Raw genomic sequence first — 24,835 nt, 5'->3', positions numbered from 1 at the left:
GGCGAGAGATAAAGATCTCTACGCCCATTGTTTTTGTGAAGCTTTGCTATGTGTCGTCGATTATTGATCTAACAATGTATCGATATAACAACAGTAGTGTCTTACTTCATTTCTTCAAACTCAGCATCTACAACGTCATCATCTTTCGCATTTTGTTGCTGGTTTGCGTCAGATTGTCCTTGAGTATTTGCTTGGGTTTGAGCCTGAGCATGTTCTATTATTTTTTGTGCTGCTGTCATTAACGCTTGAGTTTGAGTATCTATTGCGGCTTTATCATCGCTAGATTTAACTGCTTCAAGCGCTGTAATAGCAGCTTCAATGTTCGTTTTCTCTGCTTCAGGAAAGCTATCTCCCGCTTCAGTCATCTGTTTACGAGTATTATGAATCAATTGATCAGCTTGGTTACGTGCAGTGACTAACTCTTCAAATTGTTTGTCTGCGTCTTTGTTCGCTTCTGCTTCTTGTACCATCTTCTCAATTTCAGCTTCTGTTAAACCGCCTGAAGCTTGAATAGTGATTTTTTGTGCTTTGCCTGTTGCCTTATCGGTAGCAGAGACATTTAAAATACCATCAGCGTCTAAGTCAAATGTTACATTAATCTGTGGCATACCACGAGGTGCTGCTTGAATACCTTCAAGGTTAAACTGACCTAATGATTTATTATGTACCGCTTGTTTACGTTCACCTTGAAGTACATGAATCGTTACTGCATTTTGGTTATCCTCAGCAGTAGAGAACACTTGATCCGCTTTTGTCGGAATGGTCGTATTTCTATTGATCAAGGTTGTCATCACGCCCCCCATGGTTTCAATACCAAAGGACAGTGGTGTTACATCAAGCAATAGTACATCTTTAACATCGCCCGCTAAGACACCCGCTTGAATGGCTGCGCCCATCGCAACAGCTTCATCTGGGTTAACGTCTTTACGTGGCTCTTTGCCAAAGAAGTCAGTAACAACTTTTTGTACCATTGGCATCCGTGTTTGACCACCCACTAAAATCACATCAGTAATGTCATTTATAGTTAGGTTAGCGTCTTTTAATGCTGATTTTACAGGGTCTAGTGTACCTTGTACTAGGTCTTCAACCAGTGATTCCAATTTTGCACGTGTGATCTTAACATTCAAGTGTTTAGGACCGGTTGCATCCGCAGTAACGTAAGGCAGATTAACATCAGTTTGTTGTGCTGATGATAATTCAATCTTCGCTTTTTCAGCAGCTTCTTTTACACGCTGCATTGCTAATGGATCATTTTTAAGATTGATGCCTTGGTCTTTCTTGAACTCGCTTACAAGGTAGTTAATTAGACGGGTATCAAAGTCTTCACCACCAAGATGAGTATCACCATTGGTTGCTAGTACTTCAAACGTTTGCTCACCATCAACGTTATCAATTTCGATAATAGAAATATCAAACGTACCGCCCCCTAAGTCGTAAACGGCAATAACGCTGTCACCGGCTTTTTTATCAAGACCATACGCTAATGCTGCGGCTGTTGGTTCATTGATAATACGCTTAACATCAAGACCTGCAATACGGCCAGCATCTTTTGTTGCTTGACGTTGAGCATCATTAAAGTAAGCAGGAACGGTAATGACTGCGCCTGTTACTTTTTCACCTAAGTACTCTTCTGCTGTTTTCTTCATTTTCTTTAAAATTTCAGCAGAAACTTGTGGTGCGGCCATTTTTTGACCTTTTGCTTCAACCCATGCGTCACCATTATCAGCCTTAATGATTTTGTAAGGCATGATATCAAGATCACGTTGGATTTCGTCATCTTCAAAACGACGACCGATTAAACGTTTAATCGCAAACAAGGTATTCTCAGGATTAGTCACGGCCTGACGTTTTGCGGGTTGGCCTACTAAGGTTTCACCATCAGTGTAGGCAATGATTGATGCCGTGGTACGTTCACCTTCCGCATTTTCAATAACACGTGGAATACCGCTATCTAAAACAGCAACACAAGAGTTCGTTGTACCTAGGTCAATACCGATAATCTTACTCATATTTATTCTTTCCTTTGTGCGCTACATTGATTAGTTTTTCTTATTCGAACGGCGAGTTATAAGTATGCCATTAAGGTCCATGAAAGGGTTCATGTGATCCTTGGGAATAACAATAATCAATCCAGCTAAATTTTTAAATAACCCATAATAGGGTTGAATATTGACGGAGCTATTAGTCTATAGCCAAAATCATGGCATTATTAATGATGCTAATAGCTCAACGTTATTACGAGAGGAGCACTTACAACTGATGATGTTTACTCGGCAGTCGGTGCTACTGATGCTGATTGACCAATTGTAATTTTACGCGGTTGCATTGCTTCTGGTACTTCACGGAAAAGGTCAATATGTAGCAGACCATTTTCGAGATTAGCACCCACAACACTTACGTAATCAGCAAGTTGGAATTTACGTTCAAAGTTACGCTCAGCAATACCCTGGTAAATAAAGTTCTTATTTTCTTCTGGTGCACGAGTACCAGTTACAACAAGCATATTCTCGTTTTGAGTAAGATCTAAACGCTCTTCAGAGAAACCAGCAACTGCCATAGTGATACGGTAGTTATTCTCATCCGTTTGTTCGATATTGTACGGAGGGTATCCCGTTGCTTGAGTTTTAGTGTTGCTTGCTTCAACAAGGTTAAACAAGCGATCAAAACCAATAGCATGACGGTATAGGGGAGTGAAATCTACATTACGCATAAAAACTATCCTCAATAATAAGCAATAGTCTTAGTTGGTTATTAAGTGTGTCGTTATCGACAGGGCGACTTAATAGCTAACTAAGTGAACCAATCCGTTACAGGATCTTGATTCGTTATATAAGTGCTAATAAGGCATTCCCTAATAAGGCGAATCTTAGTAGCGGTTTGAACTCCATCTGGCAGTTCATGTAATTAATATATGCTTCCGGTGAGTTGCCGTCAACACTTTTTGATTAGTTTTTCTAATGTTTTATTTCGATTTTTACTAACGTACTGATTTTGAAATATTATCAGCACTAAAAAATTGTACTCTGTTTTATTACATAAGAGATAACAGTTGATAATCTAATGTCATTCAACTGTATTTCTGTTCTTGTTCTTATATATATAAGGGCGGAAAACGTATTTTCAAGACTGAATCAAGTAATACGTCGCTTAAATGAAATAGCGTTAATTTTCTGTTTTGCTTATCACATGGTGAATAATTAAATAGAGGGGATATGGTTTTTTAACAATGACTGCGAATTACGACACACTATCTATTATCAGTAAATAGTAGAGATCAAAACTGTGACCATTCGCATTACTTATATCGTGATAACGTTTACAATTGGTTACAGTATTTATCATGGAGTTACATCATGTCGTCTTACTTAGGGTTATCAAGCATAGATATTGCAGTCTTTGTTGTATATGTGTTAATTATTATTGGGGTCGGGTTATTCGTTTCTCGTAATAAAAAAGGTCAGACTAAAACCACGGAAGATTATTTTCTAGCGGGTAAATCTCTACCGTGGTGGGCGGTGGGGTCATCATTGATTGCTGCAAATATTTCAGCCGAACAATTTATTGGAATGTCAGGCTCTGGCTATTCGATTGGACTCGCTATTGCTTCTTATGAATGGATGGCGGCACTGACGTTAATTATTGTGGGTAAATATTTTTTACCTGTCTTTATTAATAAAGGTATTTACACCATTCCTGAATTTGTTGAACAACGCTTTAATAAAAACTTGAAGACTATTTTAGCGGTGTTTTGGATTGCACTGTATGTGTTTGTAAACTTAACCTCGGTATTGTATTTAGGCGGGTTAGCACTACAGACTATTCTGGGTATTCCTTTGATTTACTCTATTTTAGGATTGGCTCTTTTTGCATTGGTTTACTCAATTTATGGTGGTTTATCCGCAGTCGTATGGACTGATGTTATTCAAGTGTTCTTCCTTATTGTCGGTGGTTTAATTACAACCGTGATGGCGGTATTGTATATTGGTGGCGCTGATGGATTATTTGGTGGTTTATCTCGTATGGCTGCCGCAGCTCCTGAACACTTTACAATGATCCTTGATCAAGACAATCCGCAATACATGAATTTACCGGGTATTGCAGTCTTAATTGGTGGCTTATGGGTGGCGAATCTTTATTACTGGGGATTTAACCAATATATTATTCAGCGTACTTTAGCGGCAAAATCTATTGGTGAAGCTCAAAAGGGTATTGTTTTTGCAGCATTTTTAAAACTCATTGTACCGTTCCTTGTGGTTATTCCAGGTATTGCAGCTTACGTTATTACTCATGACAGTGCTTTACTTGCCGGTCTAGGTGATATTGGTCAAACAAATATTCCTAGCTTTGCTCACGCAGATAAAGCATACCCATGGTTAACGCAATTTTTACCTATTGGTCTTAAAGGGATGGTTTTTGCTGCACTTGCTGCTGCGATCGTGTCATCGCTCGCGTCAATGCTGAATTCAACCGCAACTATTTTCACGATGGATATTTATAAAGAATATATTTCACCTAATTCTAGTGATAGCCAATTAGTGAATGTTGGCCGTGGTAGTGCAATTATTGCCTTGGTTATTGCATGTGTCGTTGCGCCAATGCTAGGTGGTATCGGGCAAGCGTTCCAATACATTCAGGAATATACAGGATTAGTTAGCCCAGGTATTTTAGCGGTTTTCTTATTAGGTTTGTTCTGGCATAAAACGAACAGTAAAGGGGCGATTATTGGGGTGTTATTATCAATTCCATTCGCTTTATTCTTGAAGTTCATGCCATTGAATATGCCGTTTCTTGATCAGATGATGTATACCTTATTATTTACAATGGCAGTGATAGTGCTGGTAAGTTTAGGTAGTGCAACATCATCATCAGACGATAAAGCAATTGATTTAGATCCAAACATGTTTAAAACCGATAAGATGTTTAATATTGGTGCCTATGCCATTTTAATTATTCTTGCTGTGCTTTATTCTGTGTTCTGGTAATAACATTAGCGTCATGTTAAATAAAGATAGCGAATCATGAGGTTCGCTATCTTTTTAATATCGTTAATGAATACGACACTTATTTTGTTATCGATGGTAACGATTACAAAATAATAGTTAAATGACACGAGTAATTATTGATATGTCTGAAACCTTGATTCCTAATATTGTTGAGTTTATGGGAGCGGTTGATCCGTTTGATAAGCTAAACCCTAAAACATTACGTGATGTCGCGGGAATGATCACTATTCGCTATTTTGGTAAAGGTGAGGTGATTGATTTACAAGAAAGTGATCAACTGTATTTATTGCGAACGGGTGCTGTTGAACAACGCAATCTTGATGGTACGTTACGAGCAAAATTAGCAGCGGAAGATTTTTTTGGTTTTTCTCGATTAACTCAGCAAGAGACCAATACCGCCAGTGATCCTTATACCATTACGGTTATTGAAGATGCCCTAATTTATTGCTTGTCTATTAATGCATTATTAACCAAATTAAATGATCAGCCGAATGCTTTAGCACATTTTGCTTCACATGCACAAAGTCGTCTTCGCAGTGGATTAAATGTTGTGTGGTCACAACATGAAAAAGGGCTGTTTTTTAAACCTATCATGGACGTGCTTAATCCTCATATTGTTTTGGTTGAAAGTACTCAAACTATTCAAGCGGTTGCTAAAGCGATGCATGTGAGCACGAATTCATCTTGTGCCTTTGTTATGCAACATAATGAATTTATTGGTCTGATTACAGATAAAGACATGACGAAGCGCGTCGTTGCTGAAGGTATCGCTATTACCGAGAAGATTGCCGTCGTTATGACGAAAACGCCTTATAGTGTTAAACGTGAAGATTTGGTGATCACGGCGGTATCGCTGATGATGCAACACGGTATAAAGAATATCCCTGTAGTAGATAATGGCGTTCCAATCGGATTAATTACCCCCTCTGATTTAGTTCAAAACCACCGTATTCAAGCGATCTTTTTAATCGATAAAATTAATAAAATTGAACGTCTTGATCAGCTGGCAAAGCTTACTATTGAACGACAAGCTATTTTTGAAGCCTTGGTTGAAGCGAAAGTGACTGTTAGTGTTATTGGTCAAGTCATGGCAATGATCATGGATGCTTATAATCGTCGGTTAGTGATGATGGCAGAGGCATATTTAGGGGCCGCACCTTGTGAATATTGTTGGATTGTTGCCGGTTCTCATGCCCGTAATGAAGTTCATATGCTGTCTGATCAAGATAATGCGTTGATTTTAGCAAATGATGCGACTGATACAGATAAAGTCTATTTCCACCATTTAGCGATGTATGTCAGTAAGGGAATGGCGTTGTGTGGGTATGAGCTTTGCAGTGGTCGCTTCATGGCCGTGACGCATAAATGGTGTCAGCCCCTCGCAGTATGGAAAGCGCACTATCAAAAATGGGCGGTAAACCCTGAATATGATTTATTATTGGAAATGAGTGTCTTTCTTGATATGCGTTATGTGACGGGTAATCAACAGCTGGTCGATGAGTTACAAGCGTGTATGTGTAAACAGCTGGTTCATAATGCGCGTTTAATCTCAGCCTTGGCTCGTAATACGTTGGTACAGAAAACACCGCTGAGTATTTTTAGAAATTGGGTATTAGTAAAAGAAGGTGAAAATGCCAATACGCTTGATATTAAAAGTGCCGCATTAAGTATTATTGTGAATTTAGTGCGTGTGCAATATTTACAGTTGCTATCACAATTATACAGCGCAGAAGGAAGTGTTGTGTATAAAACCAATACCGAAGAAAGATTACAGGCATTGTTTGAACATAATGTGATAAATAAGGCGACGTTCAAGGATTTATTAGCGGCATTTCAATTTATTAGTCAGATCCGCTATAGCCATCAACTGCAAGCATTACAGCAAGGTAAAATACCTAATAATCATATTAACCCTAATGCGTTTAATAGTTTTGAACGCACACATCTACGGGAAACGTTTAAGTTGATCACCAGCTATCAAGAAGTCATTAAAATGAAATTTTGTTAAGCATGAAGAATAATCATATTTTCAGCCGATCTCAGTGGAGTGTATGGTGGCAGCGCTTATTGGGAAATCCATTAGGTGATTTGGAACAGCGACGAATAACGCTGTTACAACAGCGGTCTGACTTACCTGATTTTATTCAAGCATTGTTTCGTGCGCCGCTACCTCAATCATTAACAGTGATTAATCAATGGCCATTGTTAGCGATTGATTTTGAAACTACAGGTTTTGATGCTCAGCAAGATGATATCTTATCGGTAGGCTATGTTGCTATGCAGATTAATGCGATTGATCTGAGCACCAGTGTCAGTGAATTAATCAATTCAAGTGCAACAATTAAACCTGATAGTGTGGTGATCAATCATATTGATCATGCGCAATTATTACAGGGACAGCCACTTGATGAGGTGATGATGCGATTGCTGGTGGCTTTGACGGGAAAAATAGGTATTGCTCATGGCTGTTTTATGGAACAAGGTTTTATCAGTGCGTATCTACAACATAAATATCAATTAAATGATTGCCCGCTACTGTGGCTAGACACGTTACCTTTATATCAATCTTTATATAATAATCAAATCTCACACCAAGATGCGCGTTTAGGCAGTGCGCGGCATAAGTTAGGTTTACCTGAGTATCAAGCCCATGATGCCTTGTTTGATGCTATCGCGTGTGGTGAATTATGTATGGTGTTGGTACATAAAATTTACGGTAACAAATCCCCGACGCTTAGTCAGTTACTTAAACGTTAGTGTTACTTATTTTAAGCTTTAGATCTTAGTTTAAGATTTAGGTGCCTTTCTTTATTCATTCACTGTCGCTGCTATTCTGCATTGATCACTTAATTGCACATCTAAACAACACGCTATGCATAGATGCTCTACACTCAAATTAAAGCAATAGTGTGTTTTGGTTTGCTAGTAAGGGATTGGATAGCATGGGTGTCATTATAAGACGCTATTTACCAGTAGTGATTTTATTGCTGTTTGCAGGATTATCGGCCGGATTATTATTAAATCGGCCTCAGCCTCAGCAAAAATTGATTGAAAATATTGTACCAGTGCTTGATGTGATGCAAGTGAAAAAGCTGCAATTACGTTTTAGTGTTCATTCTTATGGAATGGTAAAGCCTAAGCATCAAGCAGAGTTAGTGGCACAAGTCAGTGGCATTGTTAACCGTTTAACGCCTGCTTTTGCTGTTGGGCAATTTGTGCAAAAAGGACAGGTGTTAGCGTATTTAGACGACGATGATTACCACGCTGATCTTGCTCAGGCGCAGGCAACGTTAGCTCAAGCAAAAGCGAAACTTGAACAAGAAATCGCCCATGGGATCGTAGCAAAAAAGAATTTACGGCATGTGGCCGTCGCTAAGCAGTCAGCGTTAGGATTACGCATTCCACAACGAAAACAAGAACAAGCGAACGTTAAATTTGCACAAGCAGCATTAGCCCGTGCCCAACGCAACGTTACCCGTACAAGTATTACCGCGCCCTTTGATGGTTTAATTACAGAGAAAATCGTTAATATTGGCACTCATGTCAATGTTGGCGAGCAACTTGGGCGTATATTTGGCACAGATGTCGCTAGAATCCGCCTTCCTGTGACACCACAAGCTTTTTCATTCCTCGATACAAACGCACTCAATATTCACGTTATATTAGCCTCAGAGCGCCTTGGTCAGCCTTATCAACATTGGCAAGCTGACTTTATTGGTACTGAAGGGATCATCGATCAGCAAAGTCGAATGGTTTATCTCATTGTTGATGTGATCGATCCTTATCAATTGCAATTATCTCGTTCGCAACGAACGGATATTCTAAAATTTGGGACGTTTGTTACCGCAAATGTTGCAGCCAAGCCGATTGATAACGCCATTAAATTACAACGTCACATGGTGAGAAATGATCATGTAGTCTTGGTTGATAGCAATGGCTTAACTCAGATGCGGAAAGTCGTTATTGCGCGTACTGATCTTGATCATGCTTATATTAGTGCTGGATTAGATGAAGGTGAATTAGTGTCACGAACTTGGCCTGATAATCATTTAGATGGCACAAAAGTGACGCCAATCTTAAATATTCCTTCATCATCAGTAGCACAAGCACAAGCACAAGCACAAGCACAAGCACAAGCACAAGCAAATTCTAAAGCTACTGAGAACGGAGAGTAAGGAATGGAATCATCAGGGATCATTGCTTGGTTTACGCGTAATCATGTCGCCGCTAATTTGTTGATGCTGCTGGTGATGATCGGTGGTTTATTTTCAGTTAATCTTATTAATAAAGAGATATTTCCTGCCTTTGGTACTCATAAAATTACCATAACCACTCAATATACAGGAGCTGCCGCTGCCGATGTAGAACAAGGGATCATTGTTAAAATTGAACAAGCTATTGATGACCTTGCTGATATTAAGCGGGTGACGGCTGTTGCCAACCAAGGAAGTGGGGTTGTTACGGTTGAACTTGATAATGATGCTGATCTTAATAAAGTTTTAGATGAGGTAAAACAGCGGGTTAATAATATTACGACATTCCCTACTCAAATGGAGCCGCCCTTGATTCAACGGGCGGAATTTATGAGTAATGTGATGTTTTTATCAATATATGGTGATTTGAGTGATCGCCAACTTAAACGTTATGCTCAAGTTGTAAAAGATGAAATTATTCAGCAAACCAGTGCGACAGCGGTGACGGTAAGCGGAATAAGAAATGATGAAATAGCAATTGAAATAGCCGCACACCAACTGCGTGATCATGACGTTACCATTGAGCAAATTGCACAGGTATTACAGCAACGTTCATTGGATTTACCCGCTGGTGCAATTAAAGCCCAAGATGGTGATGTATTAGTTCGCACCACAGAACAACTTTATCAAGGCGATCAATTTGCCAATATTGTTTTACGCACGAACGCTGATGGGAGTCGATTACGCCTGTCTGATATCGCTACCGTCATGGATGGTTTTGTTGAGCAATCGGTGCTTAATCGGTTTAATCAACAACGTGCTGCGGTGATACAAATTCGAAATCTTCCTAATCAAGACGCAACGCTCATCTCCCAGCAAATCAGTGATTATGTGATGAATAAAAAGGCGCAATTACCCGCTGGCATTCATATTGATAAATGGGCTGATATGTCACATTACCTTGAAGGGCGGCTTAATATGATGCTGTCTAATATGGTGTATGGCGGATTATTGGTGTTTATTATTCTCGCTATTTTTCTTGAAGTGAGATTAGCATTTTGGGTAATACTTGGGTTACCTTTTTGTTTTCTTGGCACGTTATTATTTATGCCATTTGAGATGATTAATATCTCCATTAACTTATTGTCGTTATTTGGGTTTATTCTCGTACTGGGGATCGTGGTTGATGATGCGATTGTTGTGGGAGAAAGTGTTTATTCAGAAGTAGAACAAAAAGGACAAACGGTTAATCATGTTATTCAAGGGGCGAAGCGAGTCGCTATTCCTGCAACCTTTGGGGTATTAACGACCATGGCTGCATTTGTGCCAATGCTGTTGTCAGATAGCCCCCGCACTGAATTTTTTAAGGCCATTGGATGGGTGGTTATTTTATGTTTAACTTTTTCCCTGATTGAATCTAAATTAATTTTGCCCGCCCACTTAGCTCGATCGCGTTTAGTACAACAACGATCCTGGAATAATCCTATTGTACGAATGAAACAACGCTTTAATCAGGCGGTAAATAAGTTTATTCATGTTCATTATCGACGTTTTATTGGTTTAGCCATCATACATCGATATAGCGTCTTAGCGACATTTTTCGGTGTGTTGTGTTTAGCGTTGGCATTAGTGTTCAGTGGACAATTACGGTGGGTGTTCTTTCCTAAGTTGCCGTCTGATTATATTCAAGTGCGGGTGGAAATGAATGATTCTAATTCAAAAGCAAATAATATTAAGGTTATTAATCAATTAGAACAGGCGTTGTATGCAACTGATGAAGAAATTTATCAGCAGCAGGGTGTGCATGTGGTGAAGCATAGCTTTGTTAATATGCGAGATAACAATAATATGTTTGTGTTGGTTGAATTAGAAAAAAGCGAAAGTTTACCGATCACTAGCTTTGAGATTTTAAATAAATGGAAACAATATATTCCACCATTATCTGGTGTTAAAACTATTGCGTATGAAGCATCTATTGATCGTCAGAAAAGTGATATTCAATACCGTTTGCAAGGCGAGAATAGTCAGCAACTATTACAAGCGGCTACGCAATTAAAACAGCAGCTTAAACGTTACCAAGGGGTATTTAATGTTGAAGATGATTTATCCGCGCCAACACAAGAGATTAATATAAAGTTAACGCCAATTGGGAAAATATTAGGTTTATCCGTCGCGAATCTGACCAATCAAGTTCGACATGCTTTTCATGGTATTGAGGTTCAACGTATTTTACGCAATAACGAAGAAGTGAAAGTGATGGTACGTTATCCTGCTGATGAGCGTCGTAGTGTCGGTTATTTACAAAATATGAAAGTGGTTTTAGCAAATGGTACGTTGGTGCCATTTTCTGAAGTGGCAACCATTGATTTTATTTCAGCACTAAACAGTATTAATCGGGTAGATAAACGTCGAACATTGATCGTTAGTGCAAATGTCCACAAAGGTAAAGCTTCTCCATCTGAGATATATACCATTATAAATAAAGATTATTTACCGTTATTACGTCAGCAATATCCAACCGTTAACATTCAACTTGATGGGCAAGCAAAAGAAGAGTCTGAAACGAAAGTTAGCCTACTTCGTGATGCGGTATTAGCACTGGTTGCTATTTTTGCATTAATGGCGATTCCATTACGATCATACAGCCAACCGTTGATTATTATGTCGGTGATCCCCTTTGGTATTATTGGTGCCATTGCTGGACACTATTTTGCAGATATTTCACTTAATTTACTGAGTGTGTTTGGTATTTTGGCATTGTCTGGTGTAGTGGTGAATGATTCTTTAGTGCTGGTGGTATTTATTAACCGTGCTTTGGAACAAGGTACTCCTCTTTATGACGCCGTTATTGATGCAGGGTGCTGTCGTTTTCGTGCCATTGTACTAACGTCACTAACCACCTTCTTTGGCTTGGCGCCTATTTTACTTGAAACGAGCTTGCAGGCACAGATTGTGATCCCTATGGCAACATCATTGGCATTTGGGATCTTATTTGCAACAGTAGTTACTTTACTATTAGTGCCTGCTCTATATTTAATTTTGAATGACATCAAACAAGCTTGTCGCCGTTTATTGCATTATTGGTGGCGTCCACAGCTTGATAAATGAATTTTTCTTATAATTGAATACCTGATAGATATTCAATGATTAGCAATTATTTTTTAGTTGTATTTTTACTGGATAAACACTCGCTATAATCATTAAAGCCTTTTTGTTGGCACTCAAGAACATTTTTTTTCATATGATTGAGCTCGGTATGATCACGGACTGAATAAATATTGCCATTAGTACAATTAATTGAGATAACACCATTTTGCTCGAAATGATAACCTTCAATTTCACTACCACAGGGGTTAAATCCAACTCCCGCATCTACACTTACTCTTGTTGGAATGGTACGCATACTTTCAGTTACACATCCGACTAACAATAAACAGAATAGACATGTAATAATAAATTGTTTCATATAGTGTGCGTACTTTTAAGTGATGATTTATGAGATAGATATTATAAATGAAAATTAATATCTTGTGGTGGAAAGATAATTTACAGAAGTAAAACATGCAAATATATTTTTAATTAGAAATGAATTTATCAGCATGTTTTAGTGTATTAAATAATGATTATTCGTCATCGTTATTGATGATAGTGACGGGACCATAATAATGGTGGTGATGATGCGTTGTGTAATGATGGTGGTGAGTTTCTTTATGTGCAGCACCAACACCACCATGGATATGATGTTCATGTGATGGTTCATGTTCGCGATATTGTTGATGATCTTTATCATGCTTGTGTTTTTCATCATCAGAGTAGTGATGCTTCATTGTTTCATGTGTTGATTCTTTTGTTTTTTGAGTTGCCATAAATACCTCTATTTTATGATATATCGGGACTCACTAAGCGTAGTTCAGTTTTTTATTTTAAATGAAATTTTGATCCTATTTTTATATGCTATTTGGAAACATTAGAGGTTGTTAAATATAATTGCTTGATAACTAATCAATTATATTGTTATCTTGATGTGTTTAATTGCTTTTTTATTATTAAAAATACAAATTTTCGTAATAATTGATATTGTTGCTATATGGAATTAATGTTTTACATTCAAATCGTTCGCAGAGTAATCCTGTAAGTGCTATAAAGTCAGCTGATTAACTATGCGGAATACAACATGAATCTCGATGAATTTAAAATATTATCAGTAGTGCTTATTTTTGTGACTACTGTTCTCGCTGGCTTGTATCCGTTTCTGCGTAAATTTAAAACGACTCGACCTTTAGAATCACCAGCCGCAGAAGCTTTAGCATCAGGTGTTTTTTTGGGTGCTGGTCTTATTCATATGTTGGGTGACGCTTCAAAATCATTTTTAAAACATGGTATTGAGTACCCTATCGCTTTCGTATTAGCGGGCTGTGTGTTTTTACTATTATTGTGGTTTGAACACTTAGGTCGTCGTTTAGATGAACATGGTGATAGCAATAGCCCTGCATTTGCTGTTTTAGCGATGATTATTTTATCTATTCATTCGTTATTGGCGGGTACGGTACTTGGATTAAGCGGATCTATCACTATGATGGTGATGATCCTCATTGCTATTTTAGCGCACAAATGGGCGGCAAGTTTTTCATTGGCAGTGCAATTAAGTAAAAGTCGACTGTCGTTACGCCAATCTTTAATCATGTTTGCGCTCTTTACCATAATGTTGCCTATTGGGGTTGGGTTAGGATCGGGGATTTTAGAATATACTGATAATTATCCATTATTAGAGCCGATCTTTTATTCATTAGCTGCGGGCACATTTTTGTACCTTGGTACATTGCATGGCTTAAAACAATCGACGTTGGTTGATAAGTGTTGTGATTTAAGAAACTTTACCTTTGTTGTAATCGGGTTTGCGCTAATGGCCGTGGTTGCTATTTGGGCTTAATTGTTTGCCTCTATAATATCCTATCTTATTGTCCGCGTTAGTTCCTTTTAGCTAACGCGGAACAGCCTTTTCTGAGCAATAATCCTACTGTCATTAAATAATTACGTACTTGAGTGAGAAACTGATGTGCTAATTATTCAAAAGTTGATCCGCCTCACTTGCGATGGGACAAATGTCCTGATCTTAGGTAAATATACCTTTTACAATAGCGTTAAATTATTAATGAGAACAAAAGGAATAACAGATGGATTTTCTTGCTTGGTTTGATATCAATAACACCCTTGTTAATTTCCCCATTGGTGACGGCTATGCAATGTCATGGATTGAAGCCATTGGTACTGTCTTTGGTCTGCTATGTATTTGGTTTGCCAGTAAAGAAAAAACCATAAACTTCTTTTTTGGTCTTATTAATGTCACCTTATTTTGTATTATTTTCTTTCAAATTCAATTGTATGGGTTGTTATTACTGCAAGTGTTTTTCTTTGTTGCCAATGTTTATGGTTGGTTTGCATGGACAAGGCCAACCAGTGAGGGCGATAACTTAGAAGTTCGGTGGTTAAGTAAGCAAAAATTAGCCATGACAGTGACGTTAAGTGTGATTGCGATTGGGTTGCTAACGGTTTATATCAACCCTGTGTTTTTTGCTTTAGCTAATTTAGCGGTAGATGTGTTAAATGTTTTCGGAGCTAATTTAGCGGCTCCAACATTACAACCTGGCGCGTTCCCATTTTGGGATGCAACCATGACCGTACTGTCTATTGTTGCTCAAATTCTGATGACACGTAAGTATGTTGAAAATTGGATTGTGTGGGTGATTATTAACATCATCAGCGTCGGTTTATATGCCGCACCAGGTGTGTATGCACTTTCTATTCAGTATGCGATTCTGCTCTTTGTTGCTGCGAATGGCGCCCGTTGCTGGATTGCAATTGCTAACAGAAATAAACCACAAGCTAAGAAGGTTATCGCATGAATCAGCAACCACACTTATTAATCAGCCACGGTCAGATTGCCACGGGTATTTTAGTCTGCGGTGAGCCAGATAGGGTTAATCGCATTGCAGAACGTTTCTTAACAAATAGTGTGTTAATTGCTGAAAATCGTGAATACCGTATCATTAATGGCGACTATCAGGGTAAGCCCGTTACATTGTGTAGTACGGGGATGGGCGCACCATCAATGATTATTGCTTTAGAAGAACTCAAACGCTGTGGCGCTGAATATATTATCCGTGTTGGCTCAGCAGGGGCACTGCAATCAAATATTGGTTTAGGTGAAATCATTGTTGCCGAAGGTGCGGTGAGAGATGAAGGTGGCTCTAAAGCGTATATTCCAAGTGAATTTCCGGCTATTGCTGATCATCAATTGGTTCACTTATTAAAAACGGATTTATCGCAACAGAATATCAACTATCATAGTGGTATTGTACGTTCTCACGATAGTTTTTATACCGATGATGAAGACAGTATTTGTGAGTATTGGCATAAAAAAGGCGTATTAGGGGCTGATATGGAGACTTCTGCCTTATTAACGGTGGGTCGTTTACGTCAACTAAAAACAGCCGCAATTCTGAATAACGTGGTGCTTTATCAGCAGAATGTAAGTGAAGGGATTAGTGCTTATGTTAATGAAGCTGAAGATATGATTAAAGGGGAACAGTTAGCTGCCCATACTGCGCTGAATGCCCTTATTAAGGTTGTTTGAGTCTATTTAATCACCAAATTAATAGCCCGATTTTTATAAATTGGGCTATTTTAATGTGCACTATAAATTTTCCTATTCAGTGCCATAAAAACCCGCTATCTTGATTTAAAATGAAATAACAGTGATATGCGCAATGCAATTGACTCCTTCCTCCTCAATCCGTTTTAGTGATTACCTAACTCAACATTATGCGAGCTTTCGCCTGGCACTATATAAGTGTCAAATAGGCAGTAAACGCTACCAAATCGGCGATGCTATCATGCAGCAAGGTCAGGATATTACTCAGTTAATGATTGTGCCTGTTGGACGAGTGTCGATGCATATTTGTGCTGTTAATGGGCGTCGTTTTCAATTAGGAGAGATGGACTGTAACTATAATGTCTTTGGTGAAATGGAGTTCTTTACTAAAACACCATGCCAATGGTCTGTTGTTGTTGAAGAAGCGATAGAAATTGACATTCTTGATATAAAAAAAGTAGAGAAATTACTGTTAGAACGCCCTGAATTTAGTTTGTTTTTTGCGTCTGCATTGGCGCTTGATTACCAAGACTCGCTTGATATTTACACCCACCGTTTATTACATCCCATTACTTACAATATTGCATTTGATTTACTTCAGCACGCCCGTAATTCGATGACCCTTGGTCGATTTAATAAAGCAGATAAAGAGGCTGAACGGTTTGGTACATCAAGCCGTGTTTATCGACGCGCATTAAAGACATTGATTCAGCAAGGATTAGTTGAGAAACAAGGTTCTGAGCTTATTATTGTGGATTTGGCTGGGTTACAGAGGTTTGTGGATCATTTTGAAGATTATGAATTATCGTAAGTTATTTCTGAATATTTAAAATAATAATGGCGACTGATTAAGCCGCCATTATTTGATGTTATTACTTGATATTTATGATTACGCATAATGTTATGCGTTGATAACTTATCACGGCTCCGCTAGACCTATTTCTGTTCAGCTAATAGATCAATAAAGAACGCGTATTCTAGTGCATCTTCACGTAATGCTTTAAAACGACCTGATGCGCCACCATGACCTGCTTCCATATCAACTTTAAACAATAGACGGTTATCGTTCGTTTTAATATCACGCAGCTTAGCAACCCATTTCATCGGCTCGAAATACTGCACTTGTGAGTCATGTAAACCCGTAGTCACTAATAGGTGAGGGTAGTCATGAGCGGTAATATTATCGTAGGGTGAATAGCTCAACATATAGTCGTAGTATTCTTTGTGGTTTGGATTACCCCACTCATCATACTCGTTAGTTGTCAGCGGAATTGATTCATCCAGCATGGTGGTAACAATATCAACAAACGGTACGTGAGCTGCAACGCCACAGTAAAGCTCAGGGGCTTGGTTGATAATCGCGCCCATTAATAAACCGCCCGCAGAGCCACCGACAGCGAAGATCTTGTCTTTTGCGCCATAGCCTTGTTCTACTAATGATCGAGTAATATCAATAAAGTCATTAAAGGTGTTTTGCTTGGTGAGTTTCTTACCATCGTCATACCAAGGACGGCCCAACATTTCAGAACCACGAATATGCGCAATCGCATACACAAAACCACGATCTAATAAACTTAATCGGGTTGATGAAAAGCTTGGGTCAATGATAGCGCCGTATGATCCATAACCATATTGATACAACGGGTTAGTGCCATCTTTTTTAAAGCAATCTTTACGATAAACCAGTGATACCGGAACGGATTTACCGTCGCGAGCCGGCACCATAATACGTTCAGAGTGGTAATTATTCGCATCAAAATCACCGAGGATTTGTGCTTGCTTGAGTACTACATTACTGCCATCGTTAAGATTAAAATCGTAGTGAGTACCTGGTGTGGTCATGCTTGAGTAATACAGGCGTAATTTGTCTGAATCAATCTCTTTATTACCGTAAAGATAAAGTGTGAATGCTTCATCGTTGAAATGTAATTGTTGCTGCTGTTGAGTGTGAAGATCACGCACAGTAATGCGAGTTAAGCCATTCTCACGCTGCTGATATACTAGATAATCATTAAAGATCTCGTAATCTTCCAACATTGCGCCTTCTTGCGCAGGGATCACGTCTTGCCAATGATCTTTATTGGCGATATCAGTTGTAGCCACTTTCATTAAACGGAAGTTAACCGCTTTATAGTTAGTGTGAATATAGAACCAGTCATCAAGCTTAGAAATGCTGTATTCCAAGCCAGCTTCACGATCTAAGAACGATACAGCTTGCGCATTGGCATCGTTAGCATCAATAAAAGAGACGGCACTGGTTTCTGTGCTTGAATGCCAGATATAAATTAGTGAGTTGTCTTTGCTTTTACCGATTGAGGTATAGAAAGTTTGGTCAGTTTCTTCAAAGATCAACTGATCGTCAGCTTGTGGTGTACCTAAGCGGTGACGATAAACCTGATAACCTAATAAGGTTTGTGGGTCTTTGTGAATATAATAAAACGCTTGGTTATCATTTTGCCAAGCAACAGAGCCACAGGTTCCCGTGATTTCATCAGCAATATATTGACCTGTGGTGATATTTTTAATTCTAATAGTATAAATACGACGGCTTACCGTGTCTTCACCATAAGCTAATAAATTTTCATTAACACTAATACTTACACTGGAAACATCATAGTAATCATGCTCAGATGCGAGTTGGTTTAGATCGAGTAATACTTGTTTATCGGTGCCCGCAAAATCAGTCGCACGAACAGAAATAGGGTACTCATTATCACCTGAAACTTCACTTGAATAGTAATAACTGCCTTGCTTTACAGGAACCGTATTATCATCTTTAATAATACGTCCTTTTAGTTCATCAAATAATGTTTGCTGTAATGCAGTGGTGTGTGTCATTACTGCATCGGTATAACTATTTTCAGCATCAAGATGCGCGATGACCTCAGGATCAGTGCGGCTATCATCTCGCATCCAATAGTAATCATCAATACGGGTATCATTATGGATGTTCATCTCATGGGGGATTTTCTTAGCCACAGGGGCAGTCACGGCCAGAGTGTTGCTATTATCATGAGATGTCGCTGATGTTGTGTTGTTCAAAGTGTGATCCTTTTGTGGCTACTGAGTGAGATAAATGGCTCAGTAATGCCAATAGATACAGCAATATTATTTGCTTTGATAGTAACAATCTTGGGGCTACTATTGGTTTTTTCAATCCTTAGTTTTATAAAACAGAATGGTAAGTAGTAATACAAATAGAGGATGATTATTAGTGACAGAGAGTAGAACAGTAATTGATGTTTAAATTATGAGTTTATCTAATTGAAGTTATTGGTTTTTATGTGATTTATAAAATCGTTTTTGCATGTTGCTGAGTCCGTTTTGTCATTATGTTACCTACTCATATTAAAAGGAGATGATATCATCTCTGAGTAGGAGGTGAAATTTAATGTACCATTAAAAAGCGAATAAAAGATCGAGTTCATACATTCAGACTGTTCTTAATATAGTGATGTATTTACGTGTATTATTTGTCATTTGTACCAGATGTTTATTAAGGGAAATTAGTTAAAGATGTTATCTAGCCATCAATGACTATTAAAATACTCTAGCTAAACGGGATGGTGGTATATTTAAACAAGAATATTTACTTTATAAATGTGAAACTATTGACGAAATGATTTAATTTTAGAAAAAAACACCAGATAAAGAGAATAAAAAAGGCCAAGTGCTATGTACTGAGCCTTTATTTAAAATTATCAACTTATTTTAAGATGAAATACGCTATGACAACTTTTTATTAGATGATATAACATCAGCAATAGTACTATATAAAATTTCTCTTTTTAGTGGTTTTGATAGATATTTGTCCATTCCTGAATCAAGACATTTCTGAATATCTTTTTCTATGACACTTGCGGTTAGCGCTATAATTGGTGTTCTTTTTTTATGATATTCATTTTCATATTCTCGAATTTTTATAGTTGCAGTAAATCCATCCATTTCTGGCATCATACAATCCATTAAAATAATATCGTATGAATTCCCATTTTTAATTTTATTTAGTGCTTGTAATCCATTCTCTGCGATATCTATAATGTATCCTTCTTTTTCAAGATGAAGCTTTACAACTTTTTGATTTACAATGTTATCTTCAACAACTAATATTTTTCCATCTACTTTTAGAGTATCTGATTCATTGTTACTTATTGATTTTTTAGATGTTAATGATATTATCTCTTCTATCATTTTATCTCCAAATATAGGATATGCGCTAATACTATCAGCAAGTTCATATATGTTATCAGGTGGATTTGAGATATCGTAAATGATAATTACTTTAATATTATCAATTGATTCTCGCATTTCACCAATAACATTCCGTGTCAAATTGTCATTTATATGTTCATAGATAAAAATATTGAAACCAAAATCATTATCAAATTCCTTTGGTTCTATACGATAGAAATCCAACTCATTGACTAAAAGATTTTTTACATAATCAGTTTCAATTCTATAAACGATATTACATTTAGATAATTCTTTTTTTAATTTTGGTTTTAATCTAATTATTTTCATTGGTAATTTAAAAGAAAAGATAGTTCCAATCCCTTTTTTAGATTCTACATCTAATATACCATCCATTTTATCTATTAATAACTTACAAATATTTAAACCTAACCCTGTACCACCAAATTTTCTTGTTATAGTGTTATCAGCTTGTACAAATGGGTTAAATATGTTTTTTAAATTCTCCTGATCAATACCAATACCAGTATCTTTAATAGATATGTATATATTTTCTGTTTTTTTATGAATATCAAATGTAGTTACTTGTACTGTTATTTTTCCTTCTTCTGTAAATTTAATAGCATTAGAAATTAGATTGATTAATATTTGCTTTAAACGTTGCTCATCAATATAAACTGTATCAGGAATATTACTTGGTATAATAACTTCTAATGACAATTGTTTTTCTTGTATTTTATTTAAACTTAAAGATATTGAATCATATATTATTGTTCTAATGTTTGCAGAGTGATTATTGATTTCTAACTTACCTGATTCAATTTTTGACAGATCAAGAATATCATTAATTAAAGCGAGTAAGCTATGAGAAGACGAATTAAGTATAGATAAATATTCTTTTTGATTAATATTAAGATCGGTACTCGATAATATCTCTGACATTCCAATAATGCCATTTAATGGTGTTCTTATTTCATGTGACATATTGGCTAAAAATGTACTTTTTTCTATATTTGCTTTAATCGCATTTGATTTTGAAATTAAAATATTTTTTTCCAATTTTGATATTTTACGATATATATATATAAGTATCAAACAAATTGAAACTAAAGTTAATAAAGCTAATAAATGTAGGTTTTTCTCAATTTTATCTAAACGATTTTTTATCTTTATAGGTGTTTTTTGTTGTAGTAAATTTAGCTTATCTTCAATGACATGCATCGTTTTTCGCAACTCTAAATGCAACCCAAATTGATGGTTAAATCCAATTTTTTCATAAATGTTGATAATGTTATTAAAATTATTATTATAATTAATTATTTCATGATAAATGATATTATCATCATTCTTTGCGTTATTTACTAACTTATTTATTTCTAAGATGGCTTCTTTTTTACTTTTTATACTTGGATATAATAGGAATTTATTTATTTTATATGATGTGTTAATAAAATTTAATAATATTGATGTTTTTTTAATTTCAATAAATCCATTGTTAGTTTTGTGCTGAAATCTTTATTTATACGTAATAAGTTATCTTTATTATCATATTCAGAATGTAGTGTTTTTTTTAACTTTATAAATTCATTGAATTTTGATTCATATTTTCCAATTGCAAGGTATATGTCTGGAAATGAAATATTTTTTTCAAACCCTCCATTATTTAAATCAGATTCTATTTTTTGAATAATATTATTTAATGATTTCTTGGAAATATTCAGTTGTTTTATATATTTATACTCCATCCGCTCTATGAAATCTTTTTCATTTCTTCGTATTGATAACATGTCATTAACTGATCTTGATATTGACAATTGTATATTTCTTAATTTATTTTCTTCATTTCTATATTCATGATTTACAAAAAAATAAAATAATAATAGTATGACTAATATTGAAAATCCACTTAACATTTGACCTTTAATTGTTTTAAAACTATTTTTAATCATATGTTTTGCCTTAATTTTTCAATCTCTACTTTTATTTCAATTAATATTTCAGGTAATTTATTTATTACATGATTTAAATCATCTGTAGTTATATTTTCATTTTTCGATGTCTTTATTTCAATCGCCCTGAGAGATGATGTTAGATCTTTTTCACCAAAACTTTCTAATATTCCTTTTAATGAATGTGACGATATATATATATCATGCCATTTTTCGTCACTAAAATAGTCGGTATAATAAATTATAAAATCTTCATATTCAGATAGAAATAATTCTAAAATTGTAATAATCGATTCTTTATCATTATCTAGTTCTTGATAGAATGAAGATAAATTTATCATAATATACTCCTTTAAATATTGTCTTTATTATATTAGACATTTTTATTGTAAATTTTCAAATTTAAGTGTGATGCATATCCAAATTTCAATAAATAACGAGTGATAAAGTGGCGATAAATATTTAAAAAATATAGTGTTAATAAGAGGATAATGACTAATTAGATATTTATAAGGCGGCTTCTAATGTTAGATCTATTAGATGAAAAATATAAAAAATCGTCCGTTTTAGTTGTAGATGATGAAAATTTAAGTTTGGAATTATCAAATAGAATATTATCGCCATTATTTACTGTGTATTTAGCTACTAATGGTGAACAGGCGATTGAATATGCTTTATGTTATAAACCAGATCTTATATTACTAGACATTATGATGGAAGGTCTTGATGGAACTGATATATGTTACGTTCTGAAATCAAAGCCTGAAACAAAAAATATTCCAGTTATTTTTGTTACTAGTCATTATGAAGATAAGATGCAGATGAAATGCTGGAAAGCTGGTTGTGTAGATTTTATCACAAAACCTATTAATCATTTAACTCTTACACATAGAGTAAAAACACATATAGAACATAAAATAAAGACTGAAATATTAGAGTCTTTAATAAAAAAAGATAGATTAACAAATATTTCAAATCGCTTCGCTCTTGATGAAGATTATCCTGTTGCAATAAATTATTGTCAGAGAAATTTAGCTTATTTTTCATTGTTAATGATCGATATTGATGATTTTAAATTGTTTAATGATACTTATGGGCATACAAGTGGAGACAATACATTAATAAAAGTTGCATCGATAATTAAAAAGTCATTAAGTAGAAGTACAGATAATGTATATAGATTTGGGGGGGAAGAATTTGTCATTCTTCTTCCTAATACAAATAATACGGGTGCTGAAATGTTATCAAAAAAGATTATTTCAGCATTAAATTCAAATAGAATTGAAAATAAAAAAACAAAAATTGGTTATGTAACTATAAGTATTGGTGGTGTAACTTATTTTTCAAAAAACATCCCGAATGACATGGTTGAGGCCTTAAATGTTGCAGATAATGCTTTATATAAAATAAAAGGTAATGGTAAAAATAGTTATTTTATAGAAGATAATGAATTACATCAACAGACGATATTAAATAGTTCAACATTATTAGATAAAGAAATTTCACTTATTAAAAATAGTGAAGATAAAAGTAATTATTATATGTGTTGGGATAAAGAAAGTTCAATGAATAGAATTGGTGACGATAGAGATTTTTATATTGAAATCATTGAGATTTTTATAAATACATTTTCTGAATATGCTCTACAATTAGGAAATAATATAGATAATAATGATAGAGGAAAAGTTATTTTTTTTAGTCATAAATTAAAAGGAATCTGTGGTGATATAGGAGCTGATCGTTTATATGAATTTTTGACGATTATCGAAAATATAGCAAAATTAGATAATATTGAAATTATTGGTGAGATATATAATAAATTACTATTAGAATTTAAATTAGTGAAGAATTTAATGAATAATGAATTCAACTTTTCTTCTGATATATAATGATACCTATAGTTGTAGATAGTAAAAATTAAATGTGAAATAACTTGTAGTATTAATATTTTTCATATTCGAATTTATACAAACATATGGGACTTAAAAACAATGTAAAGAACGTTTATTTAATCTACGTTGGGTAAAATGGTTACGTTTCTCATGAATGTGGCTTGAAACGTTATTGTGAACTTAAATATTGACTATTATATCAATGTAATAAATGTTGCCATCAAATGTCATTGACGTCAGATATTTTTTCATCATTAAAAATTACCGTTTTTTTAGCTATTTATCTTATTACGCAAGATGAAAATAGTATTTTAATATTAGAACTAAAGCGAAAAGTGAAAACGGTACTCAGGTCGAATATCTTTATATTTGCGATTTTTTTGAATGAGGAATGTCATCCTATTTATACGCAGTAAGTATAATTTCTTGTTTGAAAAAACAAAATACTTGTTATATCAGATAGCTTATATTTTTTAATGGACTGACAACGGCAGATATTATTTATGGTTCATTATTAAAAAATGGTAAGGAGTTTTATCAATATTAAGCTTTATTTTATTGAGTAGACCTGATTGGTAATCAGGTAAGCTTATTCGTAATGATTGATTTTATTCTCTCATTATGAACAATAAACGATATATTGTTAGATACTGTGAATTTAATAGCAGATCTTTTAGTGTTTTCTTCTAAATTTAATCAACCTATTAAATAGGAATACTCACTTTAATTTTAGGAAATTGTTTGTACTAAAGTAACCTTTGTTACTTTTAAATGGATAGAAATATGAAAAGTTGCTATCTATTAAGACAAAACCAATGTCAAACATCATTATGTATTGATTGATACTTGATTAATATTACCGTTACGTAATGTTTGTAATACTTGTTCTTTAGGGCCGTCAGCAACGATATGACCATGTTCCATAACGATTAATCGATCAACCACATCAAGCATT

The 24,835-nt window shown here is 35.4% G+C and carries 18 protein-coding genes and 1 pseudogene; 11 read left to right on the top strand and 8 right to left on the bottom strand.

What is annotated here, in order from left to right; all coding sequences use genetic code 11:
* Positions 1 to 101: 101 nt before the first annotated feature.
* Both dnaK and GLP24_RS10245 read right to left on the bottom strand, forming a co-directional pair.
* On the bottom strand, positions 102 to 2,009 hold the full coding sequence (dnaK, locus tag GLP24_RS10250; protein WP_232579286.1) for a molecular chaperone DnaK: 1,908 nt from the start codon (positions 2,007 to 2,009) through the stop codon (positions 102 to 104).
* Between the two features lie 257 nt (positions 2,010 to 2,266).
* A complete protein-coding gene (locus GLP24_RS10245; RefSeq protein WP_101767997.1) occupies positions 2,267 to 2,710 on the bottom strand; it encodes an Hsp20 family protein in 444 nt (147 codons plus the stop codon).
* Positions 2,711 to 3,353: 643 nt separating this feature from the next.
* Here GLP24_RS10245 and GLP24_RS10240 point away from each other — a divergent pair.
* From GLP24_RS10240 to GLP24_RS10220, 5 genes are all read left to right on the top strand, one after another.
* Positions 3,354 to 4,982 (top strand): sodium/sugar symporter, encoded by a 1,629-nt coding sequence (locus tag GLP24_RS10240; RefSeq protein WP_045040153.1) that lies wholly within the window; start codon positions 3,354 to 3,356, stop codon positions 4,980 to 4,982.
* 121 nt (positions 4,983 to 5,103) lie between these two features.
* Complete coding sequence (locus GLP24_RS10235) at positions 5,104 to 7,011, top strand: DUF294 nucleotidyltransferase-like domain-containing protein (protein WP_232615965.1); 1,908 nt, start codon at positions 5,104 to 5,106, stop codon at positions 7,009 to 7,011.
* A gap of 2 nt (positions 7,012 to 7,013) precedes the next feature.
* Entirely contained in the window at positions 7,014 to 7,760 is a 747-nt protein-coding gene (locus GLP24_RS10230) for a 3'-5' exonuclease (RefSeq protein ID WP_232575265.1), read from the top strand.
* A gap of 185 nt (positions 7,761 to 7,945) precedes the next feature.
* On the top strand, positions 7,946 to 9,178 hold the full coding sequence (locus GLP24_RS10225) for an efflux RND transporter periplasmic adaptor subunit (protein ID WP_232615964.1): 1,233 nt from the start codon (positions 7,946 to 7,948) through the stop codon (positions 9,176 to 9,178).
* 3 nt (positions 9,179 to 9,181) lie between these two features.
* Positions 9,182 to 12,304, top strand: a complete 3,123-nt coding sequence (locus tag GLP24_RS10220) for an efflux RND transporter permease subunit (protein WP_232615963.1) — start codon at positions 9,182 to 9,184, stop codon at positions 12,302 to 12,304.
* A 46-nt stretch (positions 12,305 to 12,350) separates the two neighbouring features.
* On the opposite strand, the gene GLP24_RS10215 is transcribed toward GLP24_RS10220, so the two are convergent.
* Together GLP24_RS10215 and GLP24_RS10210 are read right to left on the bottom strand one after the other, a co-directional pair.
* Positions 12,351 to 12,662 (bottom strand): hypothetical protein, encoded by a 312-nt coding sequence (locus GLP24_RS10215; protein ID WP_167388523.1) that lies wholly within the window; start codon positions 12,660 to 12,662, stop codon positions 12,351 to 12,353.
* Between the two features lie 157 nt (positions 12,663 to 12,819).
* Complete coding sequence (locus GLP24_RS10210; protein WP_152654447.1) at positions 12,820 to 13,062, bottom strand: hypothetical protein; 243 nt, start codon at positions 13,060 to 13,062, stop codon at positions 12,820 to 12,822.
* 308 nt (positions 13,063 to 13,370) lie between these two features.
* Between GLP24_RS10210 and GLP24_RS10205 the strand changes: the two genes are divergently transcribed.
* The 4 genes from GLP24_RS10205 to GLP24_RS10190 all read left to right on the top strand — a co-directional run bounded on the left by GLP24_RS10205 (position 13,371) and on the right by GLP24_RS10190 (position 16,659).
* The gene (locus tag GLP24_RS10205; RefSeq protein ID WP_152654448.1) at positions 13,371 to 14,126 is read left to right on the top strand and encodes a ZIP family metal transporter; all 756 of its coding nucleotides are present in this window, start codon (positions 13,371 to 13,373) and stop codon (positions 14,124 to 14,126) included.
* A gap of 244 nt (positions 14,127 to 14,370) precedes the next feature.
* Positions 14,371 to 15,099: a nicotinamide riboside transporter PnuC gene (gene pnuC / locus GLP24_RS10200; protein ID WP_232615962.1), complete on the top strand. Its 729-nt coding sequence runs from the start codon at positions 14,371 to 14,373 to the stop codon at positions 15,097 to 15,099.
* Positions 15,096 to 15,830, top strand: coding sequence for a nucleoside phosphorylase (locus GLP24_RS10195; RefSeq protein ID WP_232615961.1), 735 nt, complete (start codon positions 15,096 to 15,098; stop codon positions 15,828 to 15,830). The genes pnuC and GLP24_RS10195 overlap by 4 nt, the downstream gene beginning before the upstream one ends.
* A gap of 133 nt (positions 15,831 to 15,963) precedes the next feature.
* Positions 15,964 to 16,659, top strand: a complete 696-nt coding sequence (locus GLP24_RS10190; RefSeq protein WP_101768006.1) for a Crp/Fnr family transcriptional regulator — start codon at positions 15,964 to 15,966, stop codon at positions 16,657 to 16,659.
* A gap of 125 nt (positions 16,660 to 16,784) precedes the next feature.
* Here the strand turns inward: GLP24_RS10190 and GLP24_RS10185 are convergent, their stop codons facing one another.
* The 4 genes from GLP24_RS10185 to GLP24_RS10170 all read right to left on the bottom strand — a co-directional run bounded on the left by GLP24_RS10185 (position 16,785) and on the right by GLP24_RS10170 (position 22,329).
* Positions 16,785 to 18,890, bottom strand: a complete 2,106-nt coding sequence (locus GLP24_RS10185; protein WP_232615960.1) for a S9 family peptidase — start codon at positions 18,888 to 18,890, stop codon at positions 16,785 to 16,787.
* 684 nt (positions 18,891 to 19,574) lie between these two features.
* Positions 19,575 to 21,260, bottom strand: coding sequence for an ATP-binding protein (locus GLP24_RS10180; RefSeq protein ID WP_232615959.1), 1,686 nt, complete (start codon positions 21,258 to 21,260; stop codon positions 19,575 to 19,577).
* Positions 21,261 to 21,493: 233 nt separating this feature from the next.
* A complete protein-coding gene (locus tag GLP24_RS10175) occupies positions 21,494 to 21,988 on the bottom strand; it encodes a hypothetical protein (protein WP_232615958.1) in 495 nt (164 codons plus the stop codon).
* Positions 21,985 to 22,329 (bottom strand): hypothetical protein, encoded by a 345-nt coding sequence (locus GLP24_RS10170; protein ID WP_101768008.1) that lies wholly within the window; start codon positions 22,327 to 22,329, stop codon positions 21,985 to 21,987. Before GLP24_RS10170 ends, GLP24_RS10175 begins: the two co-directional genes overlap by 4 nt.
* 183 nt (positions 22,330 to 22,512) lie before the next feature.
* Between GLP24_RS10170 and GLP24_RS10165 the strand changes: the two genes are divergently transcribed.
* Both GLP24_RS10165 and GLP24_RS10160 read left to right on the top strand, forming a co-directional pair.
* Positions 22,513 to 23,877, top strand: a complete 1,365-nt coding sequence (locus GLP24_RS10165; RefSeq protein WP_232615957.1) for a diguanylate cyclase — start codon at positions 22,513 to 22,515, stop codon at positions 23,875 to 23,877.
* A gap of 55 nt (positions 23,878 to 23,932) precedes the next feature.
* Positions 23,933 to 24,424 (top strand): annotated as a pseudogene (locus tag GLP24_RS10160) (transposase); the annotation flags it as partial.
* Positions 24,425 to 24,835: the final 411 nt, after the last annotated feature.

The organism is Photobacterium carnosum, assembly GCF_021236965.1.
Classification (GTDB): Bacteria; Pseudomonadota; Gammaproteobacteria; order Enterobacterales; family Vibrionaceae; genus Photobacterium; species Photobacterium carnosum.
The sequence above is the reverse complement of the archived record's forward strand: the minus strand, read 5'-3'. Positions and strand labels throughout refer to the sequence as shown.

Bases quoted from the DNA above. Each gene is read 5' to 3' on its own strand.
- GLP24_RS10180 (WP_232615959.1), bottom strand. From the start codon at position 21,260: ATGCATGTCATTGAAGATAAGCTAAATTTACTACAACAAAAAACACCT.
- GLP24_RS10225 (WP_232615964.1), top strand. From the start codon at position 7,946: ATGGGTGTCATTATAAGACGCTATTTACCAGTAGTGATTTTATTGCTG.
- GLP24_RS10190 (WP_101768006.1), top strand. From the start codon at position 15,964: ATGCAATTGACTCCTTCCTCCTCAATCCGTTTTAGTGATTACCTAACT.
- GLP24_RS10195 (WP_232615961.1), top strand. From the start codon at position 15,096: ATGAATCAGCAACCACACTTATTAATCAGCCACGGTCAGATTGCCACG.
- GLP24_RS10210 (WP_152654447.1), bottom strand. From the start codon at position 13,062: ATGGCAACTCAAAAAACAAAAGAATCAACACATGAAACAATGAAGCAT.
- GLP24_RS10245 (WP_101767997.1), bottom strand. From the start codon at position 2,710: ATGCGTAATGTAGATTTCACTCCCCTATACCGTCATGCTATTGGTTTT.
- GLP24_RS10220 (WP_232615963.1), top strand. From the start codon at position 9,182: ATGGAATCATCAGGGATCATTGCTTGGTTTACGCGTAATCATGTCGCC.
- GLP24_RS10165 (WP_232615957.1), top strand. From the start codon at position 22,513: ATGTTAGATCTATTAGATGAAAAATATAAAAAATCGTCCGTTTTAGTT.
- GLP24_RS10205 (WP_152654448.1), top strand. From the start codon at position 13,371: ATGAATCTCGATGAATTTAAAATATTATCAGTAGTGCTTATTTTTGTG.
- pnuC (WP_232615962.1), top strand. From the start codon at position 14,371: ATGGATTTTCTTGCTTGGTTTGATATCAATAACACCCTTGTTAATTTC.
- GLP24_RS10235 (WP_232615965.1), top strand. From the start codon at position 5,104: ATGACACGAGTAATTATTGATATGTCTGAAACCTTGATTCCTAATATT.
- dnaK (WP_232579286.1), bottom strand. From the start codon at position 2,009: ATGAGTAAGATTATCGGTATTGACCTAGGTACAACGAACTCTTGTGTT.
- GLP24_RS10215 (WP_167388523.1), bottom strand. From the start codon at position 12,662: ATGAAACAATTTATTATTACATGTCTATTCTGTTTATTGTTAGTCGGA.
- GLP24_RS10175 (WP_232615958.1), bottom strand. From the start codon at position 21,988: ATGATTAAAAATAGTTTTAAAACAATTAAAGGTCAAATGTTAAGTGGA.
- GLP24_RS10230 (WP_232575265.1), top strand. From the start codon at position 7,014: ATGAAGAATAATCATATTTTCAGCCGATCTCAGTGGAGTGTATGGTGG.
- GLP24_RS10170 (WP_101768008.1), bottom strand. From the start codon at position 22,329: ATGATAAATTTATCTTCATTCTATCAAGAACTAGATAATGATAAAGAA.
- GLP24_RS10240 (WP_045040153.1), top strand. From the start codon at position 3,354: ATGTCGTCTTACTTAGGGTTATCAAGCATAGATATTGCAGTCTTTGTT.